The sequence below is a fragment of the Anaerovibrio slackiae genome, from assembly GCF_009695585.1.
GTDB classification, from domain to species: domain Bacteria; phylum Bacillota; class Negativicutes; order Selenomonadales; family Selenomonadaceae; genus Anaerovibrio; species Anaerovibrio slackiae.
Map to the genome: position 1 here is coordinate 45,681 of NZ_VUNR01000002.1, position 21,706 is coordinate 67,386.

At 51.3% G+C, this 21,706-nt stretch carries 16 protein-coding genes and 2 tRNA genes; 1 reads left to right on the plus strand and 17 read right to left on the minus strand.

The window, feature by feature from the left end; translation table 11 throughout:
* Nucleotides 1-60 precede the first annotated feature (60 nt).
* The 9 genes from lacG to FYJ84_RS14405 all read right to left on the minus strand — a co-directional run bounded on the left by lacG (nucleotide 61) and on the right by FYJ84_RS14405 (nucleotide 8,144).
* Nucleotides 61-1,497 (minus strand): 6-phospho-beta-galactosidase, encoded by a 1,437-nt coding sequence (gene lacG / locus FYJ84_RS01180; protein ID WP_154405322.1) that lies wholly within the window; start codon nucleotides 1,495-1,497, stop codon nucleotides 61-63.
* 285 nt (nucleotides 1,498-1,782) lie between these two features.
* A complete protein-coding gene (locus tag FYJ84_RS01185) occupies nucleotides 1,783-3,237 on the minus strand; it encodes a lipase family protein (protein WP_154405324.1) in 1,455 nt (484 codons plus the stop codon).
* Complete coding sequence (locus tag FYJ84_RS01190; protein ID WP_235901301.1) at nucleotides 3,234-3,890, minus strand: ribonuclease H1 domain-containing protein; 657 nt, start codon at nucleotides 3,888-3,890, stop codon at nucleotides 3,234-3,236. The genes FYJ84_RS01185 and FYJ84_RS01190 overlap by 4 nt, the downstream gene beginning before the upstream one ends.
* A 114-nt stretch (nucleotides 3,891-4,004) precedes the next feature.
* Nucleotides 4,005-5,288 carry an amidohydrolase gene (locus tag FYJ84_RS01195; RefSeq protein ID WP_154405328.1) on the minus strand — a complete coding sequence of 428 codons (1,284 nt, stop codon included), beginning with the start codon at nucleotides 5,286-5,288 and terminating at the stop codon, nucleotides 4,005-4,007.
* 33 nt (nucleotides 5,289-5,321) lie between these two features.
* Nucleotides 5,322-6,563 carry an adenosylhomocysteinase gene (locus FYJ84_RS01200; protein WP_154405330.1) on the minus strand — a complete coding sequence of 414 codons (1,242 nt, stop codon included), beginning with the start codon at nucleotides 6,561-6,563 and terminating at the stop codon, nucleotides 5,322-5,324.
* A 126-nt stretch (nucleotides 6,564-6,689) separates the two neighbouring features.
* Nucleotides 6,690-7,478, minus strand: coding sequence for a 5'/3'-nucleotidase SurE (gene surE, locus FYJ84_RS01205; RefSeq protein ID WP_205764034.1), 789 nt, complete (start codon nucleotides 7,476-7,478; stop codon nucleotides 6,690-6,692).
* A 142-nt stretch (nucleotides 7,479-7,620) separates the two neighbouring features.
* Nucleotides 7,621-7,696 (minus strand) — tRNA-Lys (locus FYJ84_RS01210).
* Nucleotides 7,697-7,738: 42 nt separating this feature from the next.
* Nucleotides 7,739-7,814: transfer RNA gene (locus tag FYJ84_RS01215), tRNA-Lys, on the minus strand.
* A 96-nt stretch (nucleotides 7,815-7,910) separates the two neighbouring features.
* Nucleotides 7,911-8,144, minus strand: a complete 234-nt coding sequence (locus tag FYJ84_RS14405) for a hypothetical protein (protein WP_205764035.1) — start codon at nucleotides 8,142-8,144, stop codon at nucleotides 7,911-7,913.
* 216 nt (nucleotides 8,145-8,360) lie between these two features.
* Between FYJ84_RS14405 and FYJ84_RS14970 the strand changes: the two genes are divergently transcribed.
* Nucleotides 8,361-8,441, plus strand: coding sequence for a YvrJ family protein (locus tag FYJ84_RS14970; protein WP_154405569.1), 81 nt, complete (start codon nucleotides 8,361-8,363; stop codon nucleotides 8,439-8,441).
* A gap of 102 nt (nucleotides 8,442-8,543) precedes the next feature.
* Here the strand turns inward: FYJ84_RS14970 and FYJ84_RS01230 are convergent, their stop codons facing one another.
* From FYJ84_RS01230 to FYJ84_RS01265, 8 genes are all read right to left on the minus strand, one after another.
* Nucleotides 8,544-12,449 (minus strand): PolC-type DNA polymerase III, encoded by a 3,906-nt coding sequence (locus FYJ84_RS01230; protein ID WP_154405334.1) that lies wholly within the window; start codon nucleotides 12,447-12,449, stop codon nucleotides 8,544-8,546.
* A 123-nt stretch (nucleotides 12,450-12,572) separates the two neighbouring features.
* Nucleotides 12,573-13,265 carry a hypothetical protein gene (locus tag FYJ84_RS01235; RefSeq protein WP_154405336.1) on the minus strand — a complete coding sequence of 231 codons (693 nt, stop codon included), beginning with the start codon at nucleotides 13,263-13,265 and terminating at the stop codon, nucleotides 12,573-12,575.
* A 96-nt stretch (nucleotides 13,266-13,361) separates the two neighbouring features.
* Nucleotides 13,362-14,324 (minus strand): TIGR03943 family putative permease subunit, encoded by a 963-nt coding sequence (locus tag FYJ84_RS01240; protein ID WP_154405338.1) that lies wholly within the window; start codon nucleotides 14,322-14,324, stop codon nucleotides 13,362-13,364.
* A gap of 10 nt (nucleotides 14,325-14,334) precedes the next feature.
* Complete coding sequence (locus FYJ84_RS01245; RefSeq protein ID WP_154405340.1) at nucleotides 14,335-15,513, minus strand: CobW family GTP-binding protein; 1,179 nt, start codon at nucleotides 15,511-15,513, stop codon at nucleotides 14,335-14,337.
* Between the two features lie 287 nt (nucleotides 15,514-15,800).
* Nucleotides 15,801-17,687 carry a glycosyl hydrolase 53 family protein gene (locus FYJ84_RS01250; protein WP_154405342.1) on the minus strand — a complete coding sequence of 629 codons (1,887 nt, stop codon included), beginning with the start codon at nucleotides 17,685-17,687 and terminating at the stop codon, nucleotides 15,801-15,803.
* Between the two features lie 452 nt (nucleotides 17,688-18,139).
* Nucleotides 18,140-19,654: an S-layer homology domain-containing protein gene (locus FYJ84_RS01255; RefSeq protein WP_154405344.1), complete on the minus strand. Its 1,515-nt coding sequence runs from the start codon at nucleotides 19,652-19,654 to the stop codon at nucleotides 18,140-18,142.
* 306 nt (nucleotides 19,655-19,960) lie between these two features.
* Complete coding sequence (locus tag FYJ84_RS01260; RefSeq protein ID WP_154405346.1) at nucleotides 19,961-20,890, minus strand: 1-phosphofructokinase family hexose kinase; 930 nt, start codon at nucleotides 20,888-20,890, stop codon at nucleotides 19,961-19,963.
* A gap of 145 nt (nucleotides 20,891-21,035) precedes the next feature.
* Nucleotides 21,036-21,686, minus strand: a complete 651-nt coding sequence (locus FYJ84_RS01265) for a formate/nitrite transporter family protein (RefSeq protein WP_154405348.1) — start codon at nucleotides 21,684-21,686, stop codon at nucleotides 21,036-21,038.
* Nucleotides 21,687-21,706 lie beyond the last annotated feature (20 nt).

Consider the following 21,706-nt stretch of genomic DNA (forward strand, 5'->3'; position numbering starts at 1 on the left):
TTTACAAATTTTGCATGATTACACTTTGTTATTTTGTAATTTTGTAATTTTCTGATTTCATCAGTATTCTACATCCTCAATCGGCACAATCTCCTTGCGCTCAGTCATGAGCTTGTACCAGTAGGCACTCTTTTTCGGATAACGCTTCTGGTCGTTATAGTCAACGTAGAACAGGCCGTAACGCTTGTTGTAGCCGTTGGACCAGGAAAGCACATCCATCAGGGACCAGATGTAGTAGCCCTTCACATTGACACCCTCGGCAACAGCCTTCAGGATGTATTCCAGATGCTGGGTTACATACTCGATGCGCGGTGTATCATCAATCTTGCCATCGATGAAATCATCCTTGTAGCCCATGCCGTTCTCGGAGATGTAGATGGTCTTGTAGTTCGGATAATCCCTGGCAATGCGCTTCAGCTGGTTGTACATGCCTACAGGATAAATTGGCCAGTCCCAATCGGTAGTCGGTACCTCAGGGTTGCAAACCCTTGCGCCTACGCCCTTCAGGGCAAATACCGAGGTACCCTTCTCACCGGTGGAGTTGTTGTAAATCATGCTCTCGCCGTCATGAGCCTGCAGGAAGTGGCTGGAATAATAATTCATGCCCAGGAAGTCAATCTGCTCCGCAGCTTTCTTAAATTCCTCAAAATCCTCAGGATAGGTTACCAGCTTGCCGTCGTTCTTCTCAAGAATCTCATTGATGAGCGCCATAGTCTCATCATCATAGCCGCCGTGGAAGCAGGCATCCAGCATGAAGCGGTTTGCCATAGCATCATCCAGGTCTCTTGCATGAATGTCCTCCGGCTTGTCGGTCATGGCCACCTTGCCCTCCAGGGTGTGGACAATGCCAATCTGCCCCGGCAGGTTCATGGACTTGTAGAGATTTACGGCCTTGGCGTGTGCCACCATCATGATGTGCATCATCTGGATGGCGGACGGCATATCGAACTGCTTGTGAGGTGGGAAGTTGCCTGCAATGTAGCCGTTCTGCGGAATGGACCAAGGCTCGTTGAAGGTTGCCCACTTCTTTACCCTGTCACCGAAATTCTCGAAGCAGATTTTCGCATAATCCACAAAGTAATCAATCAGGTCACGGTTCAGCCAATGGCCGTTGTTGAAGAACGGCAGCGGCGTATCGAAGTGATGCAGGGTTACGAAAGGCTCAACCCCCTGCTTGATGCACTCGTTAATCAGGTCGTTGTAGTAGTCAATGCCTGCCTGATTGATGGCACCCTTGCCCTCCGGCAGGATGCGGGTCCAGGAGATGGAAATGCGGATGCCGTTTACCCCGAAATCATGGGACAGCTGCAAATCCTCCTTGTACTTGTGATAGAAATCGCTGGCAGGGTCTGCCGTGAAGCGGCTGCCCGGGCGGTTCATGTAGTCATCCCAGGCACATGGGCCTCTGCCATCTTCCCTGGTAGCACCTTCCACCTGATAAGCAGCAGTGGCTCCACCGAAGATGAAGTCCTCCGGGAACTTCTTAAATGTTGCCATGTTGTTTTACCCCCTATAAAACTCTTTTAAATTATTAACGATGATAATTGCTGATGAAGTATGCAAACTTTCTTTGCCAGCCTCCCGGCTGCTTTTTTCGTTCCCTTCACCTTACATTTATTATTATACTGTATTTTTCCATAGGATGTTTTCCAAGCATGAAAACGTTTTCAAGGTTGAAAGAAAATTGCTATGGCTATTTTCAGGCAAAAAAATACCGCCCGGGAATGTTCCCGGGCATCAATATAGATGTTGCTATTTTCAATATATATTCTTTTCATGGGGTTACTCCGGCAGGATGCCCTGCTTCTGAGCCGCCCTGATATCATCTGCCGCCCTGGTCATATCATACATGACAGCCTCAATGGGCGTGATTTCCTTGGTAGTATTGGAAGTCATCGTGCTCATCAGCTGCTCTCCCGTAGTACTGTAAACCGCCACCGAGGTCATCAGCCTGTACAGCTTGGGATTTTCCTTGTCCGCCCTGCCTGTGATGCTCACCATGGCAACCCTGTCACAGCCATTTTCTTCCGCCCGTCGGCAGGCGGCGAAAAGCGTCTCCTCCGCTGCATCCGGCAGGGCAAAGGATTCATCCACCCGGATACGGCTGAACTGGCTCATGAGAATATCCCCTGCCACCACCTTCATGTAGGCACTGTCATTGGCAATGTACTCAGGCACATCAATGGCAACAGGGGCAATATACACCCTGCCCTCGTCAAAACTGCGCCTCCAGGGCAGCCTGACCTTTGCCGCCCCCTCCGCTGAACCAGCTTCAGCAAGAAGCTCCGGCTTTCTGGCAGCCAGGCCGGCAAGGCTCAAATCCCCCTGCAGCACCTCGTCATAATAATTGCGGATGGCCGCATCAAGGTATCCTTCTATGGCGTGATTGTACTTGTGGGAATTCTCGTTCTTCTGCCACCTGTACTCAGTGCCAAAATGCACATAATCGGCCTTCAATGCCTGCAAGGCATTCTTCACCACATCGCCGCCCATGGTATAACGGCTCAGATCGATGCGATAGCCCTGCTCCTCCGCAAAGGCCGTATTGCCCACCGTAGGAGCACCAAAAGTAAATACGCTGAGCCTGTCCGGCTCCACCCCCATGGAAATCAGCCGTGCCGCCAGCAGGGTTGCCACGGCGCCACCCAGGCTATGGCCTGTCAGGTAGAGGTGCTCCCCCTCCTCGTCAATAAAACCTTTCAGCCTGTCAGCCCCCATAACGCCCTCCCCATCCGGGGTAAAAAACGCCGTCATGGTATAATCGTTAAAGCCCTGATGTACCATAGGCTGATTAGCATCTACCTTTTCCACCTCGGCAAACTGGCGAAATTCCTGAGGTGTCCTGCCGCCAAAAAGCACCTTGCCAAAGCGCAGGTCCACCTCCACATCCTTCAGCTTTTCCGTCCCCGGGATAACCACCAGGGTTTCACGGCAGTTTTCATCCGCAGCAGTATTCTCCAGCGTGTAGAAGGTAGTATGGGCTCTCTTGTCAGCATTCCTGTAATCCTTGAACTGCCAGCCAAGCTTGCCCATTTCCTGCCGCACGGCTTCATTCAGGTCGCTGTCATAGACCGCCATATCAGCCAGGGCACAGATATACGCCATCCGTGCCTGACCGGCTGAATCCAGGGAACGAGCACCTGCTGCTGCCACATTGCCCATCAGCAGGACAACACAGCAGACGACACAAAAAGCAACCTGTAAAACAGCAGAACCAATAACGCCGAAAAATCTCATAAAAGCGCCTCCTTGGCAAGCCTGTCAGCCAGCTCATTGCCCTCAACGCCGGTATGGCCGGCTACCTTCTGAAAACGTACCCAGCCAAGCCGCTGCTGCATAAAAGCCGCATATTCCTGTGTCTGAGGCAGCTTTGCCTGCCAGTGCCCCAGAGGCCAGGCAGCTATCCCTTCATAGTCATGGCAGATAGTCACGCCTGTATCCTCAAGTCCCTGGGCCTCCGCCCACAGGACTGCCTCCCGGGCAGCATCCATCTCTCCTGCCACATTGTGCAGCTTCGCCGCATCCTTGGAGGTACCGGCACCATTTCTGGTATCCACCAGCTCGCCATCCTCATAGGCAGCAAAGCCCCAGCTGTACCGCCCCTTCATATAGGAGCCATCCACAAAAATAACCGTGCCCTTGGGAAAATCACCGGCTCCGCCATCCATGCCATTCCCGGCAGGACCTGCTCCGCAACCTGTTCCATTCCCGGCAGAACTGCTACCATTCCGGCTGCCCATAAAGGCCTCCGCTTCCTCAAGGGTGACGAAGCCCTTGAACTTCGCCCCCTTGAAGCCGATAACCTGCCGCTGGCACTCCGCCCAGGTCCTGTAAATTCCCGGCTTCCTTCCTGCCAGCACTGCATAAAAATTATTCTTCGCCTTTGCCAAACTTAACCTCTTATTTATCTCATTAATATCTTTGCCTACACTAATATGTAGAATATGTAGCATACTGACATTAAAGTTGCCTTAAATCTACATTAAATTTGCCTGAAATCCGCTTTAACCCCTATTGACCAAATCCATTGCACAGGCATTTGCTTCGCGCAGGATTTTTTCCTCATCCAGAGTTTTCAGCTCGCCCTTTTCCATAAGAACCTTGCCGTTGCACAGCACAGTATCAGCACTGCCGCTGTTGGCAGAATAAACCAGCAGGGAAACCAGGTCATGGCGAGGGCACCACTCCGGCCGGTTCATATCGTACAGCACAATATCCGCCTTCCAGCCAGCCTGCAGCCTGCCAGTCTTTTCCAGCCACAGAGCCTCGGCACCGTACTCAGTGCCCATCCTCAGGGCTTCTGCCGCAGGCACTGCCAACGGGTTCAGCTCATGCACCTTGTGCAGCATGGCCGTCAGCCTGATTTCCTCCAGCATATCCAGATTGTTGTTGCTGGAAGCCCCATCAGTGCCCAGAGCCACATGCACGCCCTCCGCCAAAAGCTTCGGCACAGGTGCCACGCCGCTGGCCAGCTTCATATTGCTGCCAGGATTGTGGACAGGAGTAATCGCCTTTTCCTTCATCATGGCAATATCCGCATCATCCAGCCATACGCAGTGGGCGGCAATAGACGGCCGGTCAAAAAGCCCTGTTTCAGCAATATACTGGAATGGACGCTTGCCGTACTTCTCCTGCATCTGCCTGATTTCATCCTGGGTTTCGGACATGTGGATATGCACATTGATGCCGTGCTCTGCCGAAACCTTCGCTGCCGCCTTGCAAAAATCAGGCGGACAGGTATATGGTGCATGGACACCCAGCAAAATGCTGATCAGGCCATCACCGGCACCATGATAGTTCTTGTACAAATCCACGTTTTCTGCCAGGCTTTTCATGGCAGTAGGCGCAAAGCCAATCAAACCGCGGCTGAGAATACCCCGGACGCCTGCCTTGATAGTTTCCTCTGCCACAGACTCCATGCAGGGACCGTACATATCAGCATAGGCAGTAGTACCGCCCTTGACCATCTCCACCAGTGCCAGCTTTGCCCCCACGCGGATATCCTTCTCCACCATCTTTCCCTCAATCGGCCAAATCTTGTTGTTCAGCCAGTCCATCAGCTCCATATCGTCAGCATAGCTGCGGAGCAGTGTCATGGAGGCATGGGTGTGGGCATTTACCAGCCCCGGCACCGCAAAATGGTCCTTTCCTTCAATAATATAATCAGCTGCAAAATCCCCGGGAACCTCTCCCACGGCAGCAATCACATCATCCGTAATGGCAATATCTGCCACGCCTGTGGAATAATCAGGCTGCAGCACATTGGCGCCCTTAATCAATATCTTCATCTATAACACTCCGTACAATTATAATTCTCTGAATCAGCACTGATGCAGGTAGGCATACTGCTCAGGGGTAAGCTCGTCAATCTCAATGCCCATAGCAGCCAGCTTAATCTTGGCAATCTTGGCATTTACCTCCTCCGGCAGCACATAGACCTTGTTTTCCAGCTTGTCATGGTTCTCCACAATATGCAGGGCGGAGAAGAACTGCACGCCCCAGCTCAGGTCCATAATCTCAGCCGGATGACCATCACCGCAGGCGAGATTTACCAGGCGTCCCTCACCCAGCAGGTACAGCTTCTTGCCATTGGCAAACTTAAACTCCTCAATGCCCGGCTTTACCTGAGTACGGCTCTCAGAAACCTCCTCCAGCTCAGGAATATTGATTTCCAAATCAAAATGGCCGGAATTTGCCATCACTGCCCCATCCTTCATGGACTCATAGTGCCACTTGCGGAGAATGTCCTTATCACCAGTCAGGGTCAGGAAAATATCCCCCACCTTGGCAGCCTCATCCATCGGCATTACGCGGAAGCCGTCAAATACTGCCTCAATAGCCTTAATCGGATCCACCTCGGTGATGATAACATTGGCACCCAGCCCCTTGGCACGCATGGCACCGCCCTTGCCGCACCAGCCATAGCCAGCAATAACCACGGTCTTGCCAGCGATAACCAGATTGGTGGCGCGCATGATGCCCTCCCAGGTGGACTGGCCGGTGCCGTAGCGGTTGTCAAAGAGATACTTGCAGTAAGCATCATTGGCAGCCAGCATCGGGAATTCCAGCTTCCCGGCAGCTTCCAGGGCACGATCCCGGATAACACCTGTGGTAGTCTCCTCTGAACCGCCGATAATCTTCGGCAGCAGCTCCCGGCGTTCATTGTGCAGGCGATAAATCAAATCACCGCCATCGTCCATGATGATGTCCGGCTGGCAGTCCAGAGCCATGTCGATATAGGCATCGTATTCCTCCATGGTGCAGCCATGATGGGCAAATACCGTAACGCCACCCTCTACCAGTGCCGCACAAACATCATCCTGGGTGGACAGAGGGTTGGAAGCAGTAGCTATCACCTCCGCCCCGGCAGCCTGCAGCACCAGTGCCAGATAAGCAGTCTTCGCCTCAAGATGCATCGTCATAACCATGCGCTTGCCAGCAAATGGCTTCGTTACGGAGTATTCCTTTTCAATGGCATTCATAACCGGCATAAAATTCTTTACCCAGTTGATTTTGTCATGGCCGGAAGGTGCCAGGGCAATATCCTTAATCTTAGATTTCATGTAACATTCTCCTCTCAAAATAAGCAATCAAATTATTAATCTTAAATTTCGCATCAAAACTCGCATCAATATGCTGTCTCGTAAAGCAACTAACAATCTATTATACCACTGCCGCGTTATATTATATCATACACCGGCACGGGATTGTAGTACCGAAAAGTCGGTTTTATCCAGCTTCAGAGGGGTAATGGCAATATCCCCACGGCAGGTTACAGCCACATCCGTATCATCACTGTTGCCGGTCACCAGAGGCGTGCCGCCTACAGTATAAAAGATGCGCCCATCCTCCGCCTGCTGACGCTCATAGGCATTGCAATAGTCCCGCACTCCCTGACGGCACCATACCCACTTATAATCCGGTGCCAGCGTCTGAGGGAAATTGATATTCAGAAGCAGCCTGTCCTGCTTGACTGACTTATCTGACTTATCCACCCTATCTGCCAAAAGCTCCGGCAATTTATACGCTACGCATTTCGCTACAAAATCAAAAGCATAACCGGCGTTGTACTCAAGGGAAACCGCCAGGGAATCCAGCCCCTGCACAAATCCCTCCGTAGCAGCCCCCACCGTGCCGGAATACAAAATATCCGTGCCCAGGTTGCTGCCATCATTGATGCCGGAAATCACCAGGTCAGGCAGCAATGCCTTTTCCCGGCGGATAATCCCCTCAATGTACAGCTTGACTGTATCAGCAGGCGTTCCAGTAATAGAAAATGCCTGTATGCCGTACTGGGCCTCCAGCGGCTGATAATGCTCCACATAGAGCCTGTCACGCACCGTAATGGCATGAGCCTTGGCACTCTGCTGACCGGCAGGCGCCGCCACAATCACCTCATGGTCAGGGCAAAGTGCCTTGACCAGTGCCTCTATGCCCCGGGACTGGATACCATCATCATTAGAAATTAAGATTCGCATGATTTCCCCCTTTTTGCACACAATTACATACCAATTATACATCAATATCTACAAACATATATCAATATCTGCCAATGTCCATCAGCTACATCCCCATATACTAAAAACAGGTCAGAACACCGTCCTGACCTGTCACTTGCAATGGTGACCCACCGGAGACTCGAACTCCGAACCTGCTGATTAAGAGTCAGATGCTCTACCAATTGAGCTAGTGAGTCAATATTTTGGCGAACCGCCTATTCACATCACGCGAGAAAAAATGGTGACCCACCGGAGACTCGAACTCCGAACCTGCTGATTAAGAGTCAGATGCTCTACCAATTGAGCTAGTGAGTCACATTCATCAGTGCCTTAGCACCTCGCGACAATGACTATTATATGTATTTCAGACATATTTGTCAACACTTTTTTGAAAAATTTCTTTTTAAATATTCAATCCCTGCCAAACAGATCCCGGGTATATACCTTTTTAGCCACATCAGCCAGCTGGCTGTCATATCTGTTAGCAATAATCACCTGCGCCATGGACTTGAACTCAGCCAGGTTATTCACCACCCGGCTGCCAAAGAAATCCTTGAGTGCAGCCTCGCTTCTTAGTGAGTGCGAGCGCAAGCGAAGCAGGAACTTAGAAGCGCGAGGCACGGGATAACAGAACCCTATTGACATGAATTAGTTTCGAGGATAAATCCTTGTATGCTAGGCGGAGGAGGAAGGCATGGTGGTTCCATGCCGACCGACAACAACAACGCAGACAAGGATTTAGACCGAAAATAATCATGGATATAGGGTTCTGTTATCCCCCGAGCGAGAGCGTGTTTTCGTGGTTGCTGACATACCTGCGCTATAGGGCACGAAAATAAAAAGAAAGGAGCTATCACATTCATGGACGAACACATTTTATCCGCCATTTCCACAGTGGGCTTCCCCATCGTTGTCTCCTGCTACCTGCTGGTAAAATTCTAAGCCACACAAAAATACCCCCTTCCAAACAGGTCAAGATATTAAAATATCCTGCCTGCTTGAAAGAGGGTATTTTGATTTTACCATGCTTATTAACGAAAAATATCAACCAAAGAGGGAAAGCTGGTCGCTCTCATCCATGCTGTCAAGACAGCCGTGACGGCGCAGCGCCTCCACGGAGGTCTTGGTAATGCCGGTACGCTTCTTGAGATTTTCCACGGAGGAAAACTCCCCATGCTCCCTTTCCTGCTCAATGGCGTGGGCATCCACACCGCCCAGCCCCCCCAGGGCCGTAAAAGGCGGCAATATAGCATTGTGCTCCGGCACCATGGTAAACCTGTCCGCCTTGGAGCGATACAAATCCACCCTTTCGCAGACAAAGCCCCGGATATACATCTCCCAGGCCAGCTGCAGGACAACGTAAAGCTCCTCCTCCTTGGCCTCACGCTTGTCCTTGGCTTCCAGATCCGCCATTTTTTCCTCCACCGCCTTTTTGCCCCCGGCAATAATATCCGCATCAAAGGCCGCCGCCCGGATGGAGAAATATGCCGCATAGTAGGCCAGCGGATAGTGCACCTTGCAGAAGGCAATGCGGTACGCCATCATAACATAGGCCGTAGCATGGGCACGAGGGAACATGTACTTAATCTTCTGGCAGGACTCGATATACCACTCAGGAATCTTCTTCTCCCGGAGCATCTCCACCTGATCATCAGGAATCCCCTTGCCCTTCCTGACACGCTCCATAATCTTGAAGGACGCCAGCGGGTCAACACCGCTGTGCATGAGATAAATCATGATATCGTCACGGGCAGCGATAGCATTCTGCAAGGTGCAGGTGCCATTCCGAATCAAATCCTGGGCATTGCCCAGCCACACATCAGTACCATGAGAAAAACCTGAAATACGCACCAGGTCACTAAAGCACTGGGGATTGGTATCGTCAATCATCTGACGGGTAAAATTCGTCCGAAACTCCGGTATGCCATAGGTGCCGGAGTTAGCCCCCAAAAGCTCCGGCGTCACCCCCAGTGCCGCAGTGGAGTTAAAAATGCTCAAAGTAGCCGGATCATCAAAAGGAATGGTCTTCGGGTCACGATGAGTCAAATCCTCCAGCATCTTGATAACCGTAGGATCATCGTGCCCCAGAATATCCAGCTTAACCAGACGGCTGCTGATGGAGTGATAATCAAAATGAGTAGTGATAGTATCCGAGGTCAGATCATCTGCCGGATGCTGCAACGGCGTAAAAAAGTGCACATCCATATTCCGGGGCACTACCATGATACCGGCAGGATGCTGGCCGGTAGTGCGCTTTACCCCCTGGCAGCCCACCGCCATCCTGCCAATAAAGGCATCACGCTTGGACTGCCCCTTTTCCTCGTAATACTTTTTCACAAAGCCATAGGCAGTCTTATCCGCCACAGTGGTAATGGAACCGGCCCGGAACACGTTGTCCTTGCCAAAAAGTTCCTCCGTATATTTATGCGCAACCGGCTGATATTCGCCGGAAAAGTTCAGGTCAATATCCGGCACCTTGTCACCATCAAAGCCCAGGAACACCGCAAAAGGAATTTCGTGGCCATCCTTGACCATGTTGGTGCCGCAGACAGGGCATGCCTTGTCCGGCAAATCGTAGCCGCAGCCGTAGGAGCCGTCCAGAATAAACTCACTGTGCTTGCAGTACGGGCAGCGCCAGTGAGGCGGCAGGGGATTTACCTCCGTAATATCCGTCATGGTGGCCACAAAGGATGAGCCTACAGAGCCACGGGAGCCTACCAGATAGCCGTCAATATTGGACTTTTTCACCAGCTTGTGGGCAATCAGGTACAGCACGGAGAAGCCGTGGGCAATAATCGGCTTCAGCTCCTGGTCTATCCTGTCCTGCACCACCTTGGGCAGGACGCTGCCGTACAACTCATGAGCCTTGCTGTAGGTCATTTCCCTGATTTCCTCATCCGCCCCCGGAATCATCGGGGAATACAGCCCGTCAGGAATGGGCTTGAACCGCTCCACCATGTCGGCAATCTTCCGGGGATTGGTCACCACCGCCTCATAGGCGGCTTCCTCCCCCAGATAGGTGAACTCCGCCAGCATCTCCTCCGTAGTGCGCAGGAAAAGAGGCGGCTGCTTGTCCGCATCCGCAAAGCCCCTGCCCTTCATGAGAATAGCACGATAGATATAGTCCTCAGGATTGAGAAAATGCACATCGCAGGTGGCTATCAGGGGCTTATTCAGCTTCTTTGCCAGCTCCGCCACCTTCAGATTGAGATTGATCAAATCCTGTTCCGTGTTGATGTGGGGAAAAGCCTCCTCCCGGATGAGGAACTCGTTGTTGCCCACAGGCTGGATTTCCAGATAATCATAAAAGCTGGCGATTTCCAGCAATTCTTCCTCCGTTGCCCCTGCCACAATGGCACGCATCAGCTCCCCGGCCTCACAGGCAGAGCCGATAATCAGCCCCTCCCGGTATTCCTGAATCAGCCTTTTGGGCAGGCGGGGACGCTTGAAGAAAAACCGCAGGTTTGACATGGAAATCAGCTTGTAGAGATTCCGCAGGCCGATAGGATTCTTGGCCAGAATAATGATATGGTGCGCCTTTTTCTGCTGATAATCATCCCCCACCAGATAACCTTCCACGCCATAGATGACCTTGATGCCTGTGTCCTTGGCAGCTGACATGGCATCAGGAAAAGCCTGCACGCAGCCGTGGTCAGTGATGGCGATGGAATCCCAGCCCCACTTGGCCGCTGTCTTAATCAGTGCCTTGGCAGAGGACACCGCATCCATGGAGCTCATATTGGTATGGCAATGCAGCTCCACCCTTTTTTCTGCCGCATTATCCTTCCTGGACTCCATGTCCACCAGCATCAGTGCCTCAGGCATAATGCCATAATCATTGGCATAGGTATCATAGCGGACAGGGCCCCGCACCTTCACCATGCCCCCTGCCTTGGCAGCAGCCTTCAGCCGCCCCAGCACGGTCTCGTAGCCGTCATGGTCACTGATAAACACCTTGCAGCTGATGCCCTCGGTGGTATCAGCCAAAGAAAACAGCAGCATGTTGGTATTAGCAAACTCCTTGCCGTCCACACCGGCAATATAGCCCTGTGCCACCACGGAGCGCATCTCACCCTGCAGCTGGTTGATAGGCGTCAGCTCCCCCACGATGCCATCACCGAAGACAATAGGCGAATCCTCCGCGCCAATAGCCAGCTGCCTGCGGCGATACCGCCTGCCGCCGTTGCCGCTGTTTCCGCCACTGCCGCCATTGCCGTTACTGCCATTGCTGCCGTTGCCGCCATGGGCGGCATCACCTGACGAGCCTGCAGCACCGCCACTATTTCTATAGCCGCCACCACTGCCATAGCTTCCGCCATAGCTGCCGCCGCCCCCCTGTGCTGTAGCCACCGGCGTCGCATTCTTGACAGCTTCCAGTGCCGCCAGGTACTCAGGCGTAACATCCGCATGGTCCTGATTGCTCTGCCGGAAGGCCTCGATTTCCTCATAGACTGCCTGGCAGGTCAGCCGCAGGGGATAGCCGATAACCTTTACCGCGCTGTCCGTCAGCTTTTCCAATATCTTGTGCTGCTCCAGGATATGACGGGCAAAATCCCCCTGCACCTGCAAGAGAATCCTGTCCTTGCCATACACCCGGCGGGATTTATCCAGAATGACCTTGGACACATGATCACCCTTGGACACAAACTCCACCAGCTGCGGCCATTTCTGCTCCACCAGCTTTTCCAGCTTGATAGCCGTTGGATAGAAAACAACCTTGTCCACATGGTGCCTGACTGCCACATAGCTGCTGCACCTGTCCAGAAGCGCCGCAGGAAGCTCCCCATCGCACCATACCAGTATCTCCCACAGGTTGGCGCCAGGCGTAATCTCCACATGGCGAATAAAGCCCCTCTCCAGAAGCTCACGCTCCTCAGGCTCCATCTCCATGCCGGCAGCCAGCTGTGCCAGTATTCTGCAATTTTCCGGTACGATACAATACTTGGTCATTTCATCCTCCGACTCAAACCACTAAAAAAGCCCCGAAAGCATCAACAAGCCACGAAACCATTAAAAAGCCCCGAAAGCATAAAAAAAACCAAAACCGTTAAATGCCCCGTTTGGCAGATTTTCTCAATCCGCTGCCAGCGACCGCCGCCGGATTTCCTGCAGCCTGTCCGTCAGATGGGCTTTCAGCTTTTCTTCCAGCTCCGGCAGGCTCTTGGAGTCAAACACATAATTCATCTCCGGGATATTCAGGATACGGGCCTCCCCAAAGAACTCACAGCGAAACTCATTATAGTAGATAATAAAATTGCTTTTCAAAGTAAAATCCGAATAATCAAAAACGATGTACGAGCCATTCAGCACCCTCACCGGCGCCTCAGGCGTAATAAACAGCTCAAAGCCCTCCAGCCTCTCCGGCAGCAGAGCCCTGTAATCCCAGGCAGTAATATTCATCTCCCGGGTAACATAGCTCATGCTGTCAGGGTTGTACACCACCAGGTCGTGAATCGCCCCTTCCATGTACTGCTGCAGATGGTGCTGGAAGGTCTCAAAGCTTGCCGTAATAAACTGCAGCAGGCAGAACTCCGTCAGGCCTATCCAGACACGCACCTTGTATTCCTCAGTCTCCTGATGAAAGTACGCACAAAATCCCAGATGCCGCTCCTCACTGGTATAGGAAAAAAGCTCGTACATGTCCTCGTTTTCCCGGTACAGCCGCTGAAACTGCAAGGTATGCAGCTCATCGGGCAGGTTTTCAAGATAGGGCCATTCCCCGGCCTCACTCTTTACACGTTCAACTATCTTTTCCTTCAGCGGCATAAAAACACCTCGATTATGAAAAAATCATCCACACCAATTGAAGCAGCTTGCTCCACTCAATCAGCCCAAGCAAATTAAGCAGATTAAGCAGCCCAATCAATTAAAATACACAATCGTATCCTGCGGCTTTGCCTTTTCCTTGAACTCCTCCACCTTGAAGGAAAGGTTCTCCACCTCGCCGTCAGAGCCCAGCTTGCAGTGCACCACGCCGGTAATCTGCCCCCACTTGCGCTCGTTTTGCTTGTGGTTCAGCTGCCTGAAAGGCGCACCGGCACCGGCAATCCCCAGGAACATCATATCCTCCGCACAGCATGCCATGCCTACCCTGCCTACGCCATAATGCACCTTGCCCTTTTTCTCAGCAGAGCAAATATAGCCGTCAAAAATCATCCGCTTCTTGTCATAGGTCTCCGGGTGATCCTGCATATCCACGAACCAGGCGCCATAATCATCAAAATCCAAATCAATGACATCCTTGGTGTTGTCAAATGGCAGCTCCGGCTCCTCCTCCACAAAATCCGGCAGCTCAGACTCAAAAATCACGTTGGCACGGCGGTTCACCACCCGCACGTTGCGCCGGATATCCTGCTGGCGTGTATTGTGGTCGCAGCGGTTGAAGATAATCAGCTCACAGTAGCGGAACAAATCCACGAAGCGATCCTTCATATTCTTCTGATAAACCTCGAAGGTCTCAGCATTGACCAGCCCCACATTCTGAAAATCAAACCATTCCTCCGGCATAGGGATATTCATAAAATCCCCTGCATTCCACATGCCGTTGGCCTCGAACAAAATACTGCTGGGATGGTACTTGTCCTGCAATTCCTGATAAAACTCAGGAGTCAGCTCCTCAATATCCTCTACGGTAATAATCTTGGCATGGCTTTTGGCAAGGAGCTCCTCGTCGATTTCCTCCTCGCCTTCCTCACCCATAATAATCAGGTTGCACTCAGCCTTGCCAAACTGGTTGTTGGCCAGAAAGTCGATAATCACGCTGGTCTTGCCGCTTTCCAAAAGGCCAAGAAAATAGTATACAGGTACATTCTGCTTCTCACTCATATCTTAACACTCACTCCTTGCCCATGAACAGCTCCTGCAAGCTGTGCTCATGCAGCCTGCTGCCGATTACGCAGAAACGCCCGGTGTAGTCAGCAGCACCAGTCTCCACGCTGCTTTCCCCGGGAACGTAGTTAAAATGCAACCATTCACCCTCATTGACGGACTTGACGATGCCCTTGGCACGAAGAACTACGCCGTATTCATCTGCATTGACCAGCTCCGCCAGGATTTCCTTCAGTTCATCGGCAGAATATTTTTTGGTAGTTTCCTGTCCCCAGCTGCCAAATACATCATCAGCATGATGATGATGGTGGTCATGGTCATGATGATGCTCGTGGTCATGGCAGCTGCACTCAGGGTCATGGCACTCCCCCTCATGGTGATGATGGTCATGGTCATGTTCATGTTCATGTTCATGCTCATGTTCGTGGTCATGATGGTGCTCGTGGTCGTGACAGCTGCACTCAGGGTCATGGCACTCCCCCTCATGGTGATGGTGATGATGCTCATGGTCATGGTGGCCGTGTTCATGGTCGTGATGTTCATGGTCGTGCTCGTGCTCATGCTGCTCCTGCTCTACCTCAGATACGGAAAGCAGAGGACTGTTTGCCAACGCGGCCAAAATCTGGCTACCGCTCAGTTCGTCCCAAGGGGTAGTAACAACCGGCGCCTCAGGGTTGTGCTGACGGATAATCTCCATAGTCTCAGCCAGCTTCTTTTCCGTCACATCCTGGCTGCGGCTCAGCACAACGCAGTCAGCATGGGCAATCTGATCCACGAAGAACTCCCCATAATTCCTGGCGTACATCTTGCACTTCTTGGCGTGAACTACGGCAATGCTGCCGTCCAGGACTACATCATCACTCAGCACGGTGGCAACGGCCTTCTTTACATCAGACAGCTTGCCCACCCCTGACGGCTCGATGATGATGCGCTCCGGGTGATAGGTATCCATTACCTGCTTCAGGGACTGCTCAAAATCACCTACCAGAGAGCAGCAGATACAGCCGGAATTGAGCTCCTTTATCTCCACACCGGCTTCCTTCATAAAGCCGCCGTCAATGGCAATCTCGCCAAATTCATTTTCAATCAGGGCAATCTTGTCTGTAAAGCCGTCACTAATCAGCTTCTGGATGAGCGTAGTCTTGCCTGCGCCCAAAAAACCTGAAAATATGTTAATCTTAGTCATGAAAAAACCTCCGCTTCCTGCAAATCCCGAAGCATTCAACCTGCTTCTCAGGCTACAATTTTTTACTATATAATTTTACCCCATTGAGATTGTTTGTCAAGCCACCGGCATGTACATCATACGCTTATATTAGCTTATGGTAAGCTTATATTAGACTTATACTGAGATTATATTGAGATTATATTGCCGGGCAGAAAAAAGGCCGGGCAGATTGCTCCGCCCGGTTCCTGTTCATAGAGATAATTATATGGATGATTATTTATTTTCCCACTCCGGCAGCACAGGGATTACTCCTGCAGGTAGAACTCCACATCATCGATGGAGCCCCAGTTGCCTGCATTGGCTACCATATCAATGCCGATGGTTGCCTTGCCGTCCTTGATTTCTACATCGCGGATTACCCACTGATGCCAATCGTTCCAGCCGGTATCAGCAATAACTGCGGACTGCTCGCCCTTGGAGGTCTGTACCATCAGGGTGTAGTAATGCTGGCCGCCGCCGCCCTGAGTCCAGCAGGATACGGTGTACTTGCCGTCCTTCAGGCCGGTAAAGCTCTGGGTTGCCTTGAACTTGAAGCCCTTGTCAGCCCAATAGTGCATTGCGCTCTTGCCGCGGGCATCACCAGCGGAGGATACGGTGTTTACGGCATCCTTGTCGCCGGTAATGGTCCAGCCGTTCAAATCGCCGTTCTCAAAGGTGCCGTTCTTCACCAGATTTACCTTCTTGATAACATTGATGGAGGCTACGGCAGTCTTGCCAGCTACGCCATTGACAGTGCCCTTTACGGTGTACTTGCCAGCTGCATCAAAGACAGGCTCGGCATTCTCCCATACTACAGGCATGCTCTTGACAACGTCGTTCTCATAGACAACGCTGACCTTCTTAGGCATTTCCACAGGCTGTCCTACGGAGCCGGTTACCAATGCTGCCTCGATTTCCTTTACCTTGTACTCAACTACCGGCTTGGACTGGTCGCTGACCATCTTAAATACATCCAGGGATTCCAGTGCATTGCCCTGGAAGTCGAACATGGCCAGGTTTTCCCACTCGTTGCCTTCACCGGCCTTCCAGCCTGCGCCCTCTACAGGAATCCAGTCAGGCTCCCAGTAGAAAATGCCCTTGCCCTTGCCGTTCTTGACATTGGAAACGTGCTCCATTACATCGTGGAGGCCGCTTGCCTGTCCCTGTACGGTGGACTTGTAGCCTGCGATAGCTTCCTCGGTAGGGCCTGCGCAGTTCTTCTGGGCATCGCCCTGCTCGTTGGTGAAGGCATAGGCAGTCTCTACTACGATGACATCCTTGCCATAGCGGTCAACCATGTCATTCATGTTGTAGGAAAGCTCCTCCATGCTGCCATGCCAGAATGGATAGTAGGAGAAACCGATTACATCAAAGTCGTTGACGCCGTTGTTGACAATCAGCTCATCGAAGAAGCTGCGGTACAGGGCGTTGTTGTTGCCGTTGGCCAGGTGAACCATGCGTGTTACCTGATTGTTCGGGTCGTTGTCCTTTACTGCTTTCAGGCCCTGGGCGATGGCGTCTGCCAATGCCTTGTAGCCTTCAGGGGTGTCGGTCTTGCATACAGGCCACAGCATGCCGTTGTTCAGCTCGTTGCCGATCTGTACCATGTCAGGGGTTACACCTGCAGCTTTGAAGTCTTTCATGACTTTTGCGGTGTAGTTGTATACGTCCTTGGCCAGCTGCTTGGCGTTGTGGTTTTCCCAGGCCTTTGGAGGATACTGCTTGCCCGGGTCTGCCCACCAGTCGCTGTAGTGGAAGTCAACGAGGACCTTCATGCCGAGAGCCTTGGCGCGTTTGGCTACCTCTAGTGCTTTCTTTTCATCGGTTACGCCGCCGCCGTTACCATTTGGGCCGTAGGAATATGGATCGTTCCAAATGCGGACACGTACCCAGTTGATGCCTTTTTCCTGCAAGATGGTGAGGCAGTCCTTCTCTACGCCGTTGTCGTAGAATTTGCCGCCCAGGCGTTCCAGCTCTGGAATCATGGATACGTCTGCGCCCTTGATGAAGTCGTCGCTGATGCCTGCGATTGGATTTACCTTTACTGCAGCTTCAGCACTACTGGCGCCAAAGGAAGTGCCAAGCATGGCGGAACCTGCCATGAGGGCTGCCATTACATAGGCAGTGAGTTTTTTGCTTGTGAATTTTTTCATGTGAAATTACCCCTTCTTCATTTTTTGCGTTGTTCACATTTTTATGCCTGTGCCGTGGCAATGCCAATGCAGGCACGCTCGCGCTACTATCCACGCCTAGCGGTACTAAGCTCTCGCTGCGCCTGCGGCTTGCGACTCGCTAAGTACCGAGGCGCGTCTCAGTGCCTGCGAATGGCACATGCCACGGCACAGGCTCCTGATGTGAACAATGACGAAATCCGATATACATATACTTTACAAATAACTACTTGTTATCGGTATTTCTTATGTTTTTAACTCTAAGCACTTAAACTTTATTTCATAAAAAGCAATTTTTTTGTTTTTCTATATACTTAGTGCCTGATGAATACTATATCCATCAGGCACTAGTATTTACGGCTTAATGCCTGTCATGCATATCAATGCCGTTATATTTTCTACTTTCTCAAATTCCAAGAAAATAATAAGTATTATCAGAAGCTATAGCTCAAAGCAGCGTAACCTACGTTCTGATAGTTATCGAAAGCAGCAGCAGCCTTATCATATGGCTTCAGCATGTAGTAAGTGAGCTCAAGGTTCGTGTTGCGAGCAATCTGATAGCCAACACCGATACCCCAGCCACGAGCACCATCGCCCCAGCTAGTTGCAGTTGCGTTACCACCCTGAATATTAAGGTGATGCCCCCAACCAATAGTATCCATGGATGCATTACCAAGAGCGAAATACTCACCATATACATGCCAGGTATTTGCCTTGCCCCACTCCAAATTACCATACTTCAGACGAGACCATACACCATGCTTGTTGACAGCTTCACCGTTCATTCCTGCAACATTGTTGGTAACACCTTCAACAGTCCAGTTCCATTTTGGAGCAAGCTGGGTATTGAAACCAAGCGAAATCTGGTTCATCTTATAACCGGAATCCTGCCAAGAATAGGTTTCAGTTGAAAATGAGCCTATTCCATTTTCGCTACCCCATACAGGATACTCAGTACCACCAATCCACACAGAACCAATCTGACCACCAGACGGTTTATAAACAGTCTGATTAGTATCCGTCTTTCCATAATGACTCAAATTGGTAACATTATGCAATGCAGCGAGAGTAATGCTTGTAGCCGGAGAAGTCTGAACCTTTACATCACCATACAGTGTCCACAGGTTAGACTGATACCAGCCGCCAGCAGCAGTATCACCATAACCAACCTTTGCAGTTACTTTATCACCAAATTTATGCTCTACTTCAACACCGTCAATTGGATTCTCCCACCAGAGCAAGCCCTGTCCAAGGCTGGTTTCGTTACGACCGATACGATACTTAGTATCTCCCTTATCCCAAGTCAGGCTGAGTCTGTCGATACCAAATTTGCCCTGATTTCTGTACACGGCATCTGCTGTTTCGTACTGATTGAAGTTCTGACGAGCCTGTCCCCATCCGTCATCTTCATCAACAGTGTTTTCTAACTTCATGCGACCATCAACACTCAGGTTGTCATCAATCTGTGCCCAGAAGCCAAGACGTACTCTTTCCTCAAACTGAGTGCGACGTCCGCCTGCATTGTCGCTAGTACCATTCATTTTCTTGTTAAAGAGGTAGCGTACACGAGCATCACCATACCAGCTCATGCGGCCTTTCAGCTCATCTACATCCTTGCGCAGGTTCTGAACCTCACCTTTGAGCTCGCTGTCAAATTCCTGCTGGAGCTTTTCAATAGCGGCCTTGTCAACTGCGCGGGCATTTTCCTGATTTGCCTGTGCCTTTGCAACCAGCTGTGCCATCTCGTAACGGGTGATTGCCTTGTCACCGCCGAAGCCGGTGTCACCATAGCCCTCAATGATGCCATCCTCAGCCAGCTTTGCGATAGCATCATAAGCCCAATGGTCAAGTGGTACATCAGAGAACATATTCTCAGCAGCCAGGGATACGCTGGTAGTCCCCATGATAGTTGCTGCCAGTACAGCAGATACTAAAGTTTTCTTTTTCATAACATTTCCCCCTATAACAAGTAGTTATTTGAACCAGGCTACGAACTCCGACCTAATGCAGGTTCCCTTCGCTTGCTCCGTCCACATCCCCACTGTGTTCCAACGTTCTCAGTTACGGCAATCTGTCATATTCGGTATTAATTCGTCCCCTTACAGTTATAATTATAGCTACCACTCGCCATGCCATGTTTTCATGTCTTGAAAATATTTTCACTTTCTTTTCAGCATTTTCATCCACGAAAAAAGCCCCTGCCAGCTGCAAAAAACTGGCAAGGGCGGGGAGGTCAAAAAATATCTGCCCGGTGATTACACCAACTGCTCAATCTTAATCTGTCCAAACAACTCATCCACAACTTCCTTGCGCACAAAGCCGCTTTCATCCTCCATGGCGTTGGCCGTGCCACAGGCCGCACCGAGGCTGAGGATATCCTCTATAGCCATGCCGCGCTCAATGCCCACGGCAATGCCAGCTACAAAGGAATCGCCGGAGCCTACAGGATTCTTGCACTGGATTTTTGGCACAGTTACCCTGTACACATGGTTGTTGTAGCCTGCAATAGAGCCACGGGCACCCAGGGAAACCACCGGCAGCTTGATGCCGTCAGCCATGAACAGCTGCACTTCCCTCACTACGTCCTCATCAGAATCGATATTGGTGCCCTTGATAGCACGGATTTCATCCGTATTCGGCTTGATAAAATACGGCATGGCAGCAATTCCCTGCACCAGTGCCTCGCCGCTGGTATCCAGCAGGAACGGCTTGTGCTCCGCCTTGGCAATCTCAATCAAGGTCGCATAAAAATTCTTTGGCAGCCCCTGAGGCATGCTGCCGGAAGCCACAACAACGCTTGCCTTGCTCAAAAGCTCCCGGTACTTCAGCAAAAATGCTTCCTGTTCCTCAGCTGTCACCACCGGACCCGGCTCCAGAATCTCCGTCTGGGCACCATCATCGGTAATGATGGCCAGGCAGGAACGGGTTTCACCTGCTACCTTGACAAAATCCTGCTTTATACCATAATCCTTCAGCTTCTCGCCAATAAACTCACCGCTCTTGCCCCCCAGGTAGCCGGTGGCAATGCAGTCCTCGCCCAGGATAGTAGCCACATTGGCCACATGCAGCCCTTTGCCGCCAGGCGTATTATCCACCTCGGCAGCACGCATAACCTCGCCCTTGGTCAGCTCCTTCATACGGTATCTCTTGTCAACAGAAGCATTAAGATTTATTACTAAAATCATGTGAATATCCCCCTCAAGCATTTTTTATTTCTATGCTGTAATTATATCCCCTGCTGACCTGATGATGTTTTCCACTGACGAAAATGTTTTCAGAGAAAATTTTACAAAAATAAGCCACCTGCAAAGATGGCCTATTCTGCTCATTTTATATATAACGTTCCAGCACAGGAAACAGCACACCGCCCAGAATATTCCCCAGGGAAATATACAAAAGGCAAATGAATGCAGTCCCCGGCTCTGCCAGCATACAGCCTGACACCCACCAGTAATACATATCCGCCACGCTATGCTCCGAGCCGCAGAGGATAAAGCAGGACACTCCCAAAAATAGCGCCAGGTACTTGCCCAGCTCATGGGGATTTTTGGCATAGCCGTTGACAGCAATAAAAATAAAAATATTGCACACCGCCCCCAGGATGACCAGGGACACGCCGGTATTGGCAATCTTCGCCGCCACAAGGCCTGCTGCCACGGCATCAATGCCCTTTGTGCCGCAGATAGCGGTCAGCCGCTCCATCAGGGCAAAAAAGCCCGTCCCTGCCAGATTGCCCAGCCAGATAAGCAGCAGCTTGCCCAGGTAGGCAGGAGGATTATCAAAAATGTAGCATGCCTTGCCCGTAAACAAGGCATAGCCTCTGGTGCACACCACGAAAAGCCCCACGGTAAAGAGCAGCGCCCCCACCACGTTCCCCCCGGGAAAAGCATCCTTCAGCCGCAAAAAAACCGTACCGCCCATCGCAATACACATACCTGCCAGCACAGAGCTGACGAAAAGCCTGCCATTTTCCTTCACCATCAACACACTCCTTAAAAATG

What these genes read in the sequence shown, in the direction of transcription:
- lacG (WP_154405322.1), bottom strand. Translation starts at nt 1,497, where the DNA reads ATGGCAACATTTAAGAAGTTCCCGGAGGACTTCATCTTCGGTGGAGCC.
- FYJ84_RS01185 (WP_154405324.1), bottom strand. Translation starts at nt 3,237, where the DNA reads ATGAGATTTTTCGGCGTTATTGGTTCTGCTGTTTTACAGGTTGCTTTT.
- FYJ84_RS01195 (WP_154405328.1), bottom strand. Translation starts at nt 5,288, where the DNA reads ATGAAGATATTGATTAAGGGCGCCAATGTGCTGCAGCCTGATTATTCC.
- FYJ84_RS01200 (WP_154405330.1), bottom strand. Translation starts at nt 6,563, where the DNA reads ATGAAATCTAAGATTAAGGATATTGCCCTGGCACCTTCCGGCCATGAC.
- surE (WP_205764034.1), bottom strand. Translation starts at nt 7,478, where the DNA reads ATGCGAATCTTAATTTCTAATGATGATGGTATCCAGTCCCGGGGCATA.
- FYJ84_RS14405 (WP_205764035.1), bottom strand. Translation starts at nt 8,144, where the DNA reads ATGTCAATAGGGTTCTGTTATCCCGTGCCTCGCGCTTCTAAGTTCCTG.
- FYJ84_RS14970 (WP_154405569.1), top strand. Translation starts at nt 8,361, where the DNA reads ATGGACGAACACATTTTATCCGCCATTTCCACAGTGGGCTTCCCCATC.
- FYJ84_RS01230 (WP_154405334.1), bottom strand. Translation starts at nt 12,449, where the DNA reads ATGACCAAGTATTGTATCGTACCGGAAAATTGCAGAATACTGGCACAG.
- FYJ84_RS01235 (WP_154405336.1), bottom strand. Translation starts at nt 13,265, where the DNA reads ATGCCGCTGAAGGAAAAGATAGTTGAACGTGTAAAGAGTGAGGCCGGG.
- FYJ84_RS01240 (WP_154405338.1), bottom strand. Translation starts at nt 14,324, where the DNA reads ATGAGTGAGAAGCAGAATGTACCTGTATACTATTTTCTTGGCCTTTTG.
- FYJ84_RS01245 (WP_154405340.1), bottom strand. Translation starts at nt 15,513, where the DNA reads ATGACTAAGATTAACATATTTTCAGGTTTTTTGGGCGCAGGCAAGACT.
- FYJ84_RS01250 (WP_154405342.1), bottom strand. Translation starts at nt 17,687, where the DNA reads ATGAAAAAATTCACAAGCAAAAAACTCACTGCCTATGTAATGGCAGCC.
- FYJ84_RS01255 (WP_154405344.1), bottom strand. Translation starts at nt 19,654, where the DNA reads ATGAAAAAGAAAACTTTAGTATCTGCTGTACTGGCAGCAACTATCATG.
- FYJ84_RS01260 (WP_154405346.1), bottom strand. Translation starts at nt 20,890, where the DNA reads ATGATTTTAGTAATAAATCTTAATGCTTCTGTTGACAAGAGATACCGT.
- FYJ84_RS01265 (WP_154405348.1), bottom strand. Translation starts at nt 21,686, where the DNA reads ATGGTGAAGGAAAATGGCAGGCTTTTCGTCAGCTCTGTGCTGGCAGGT.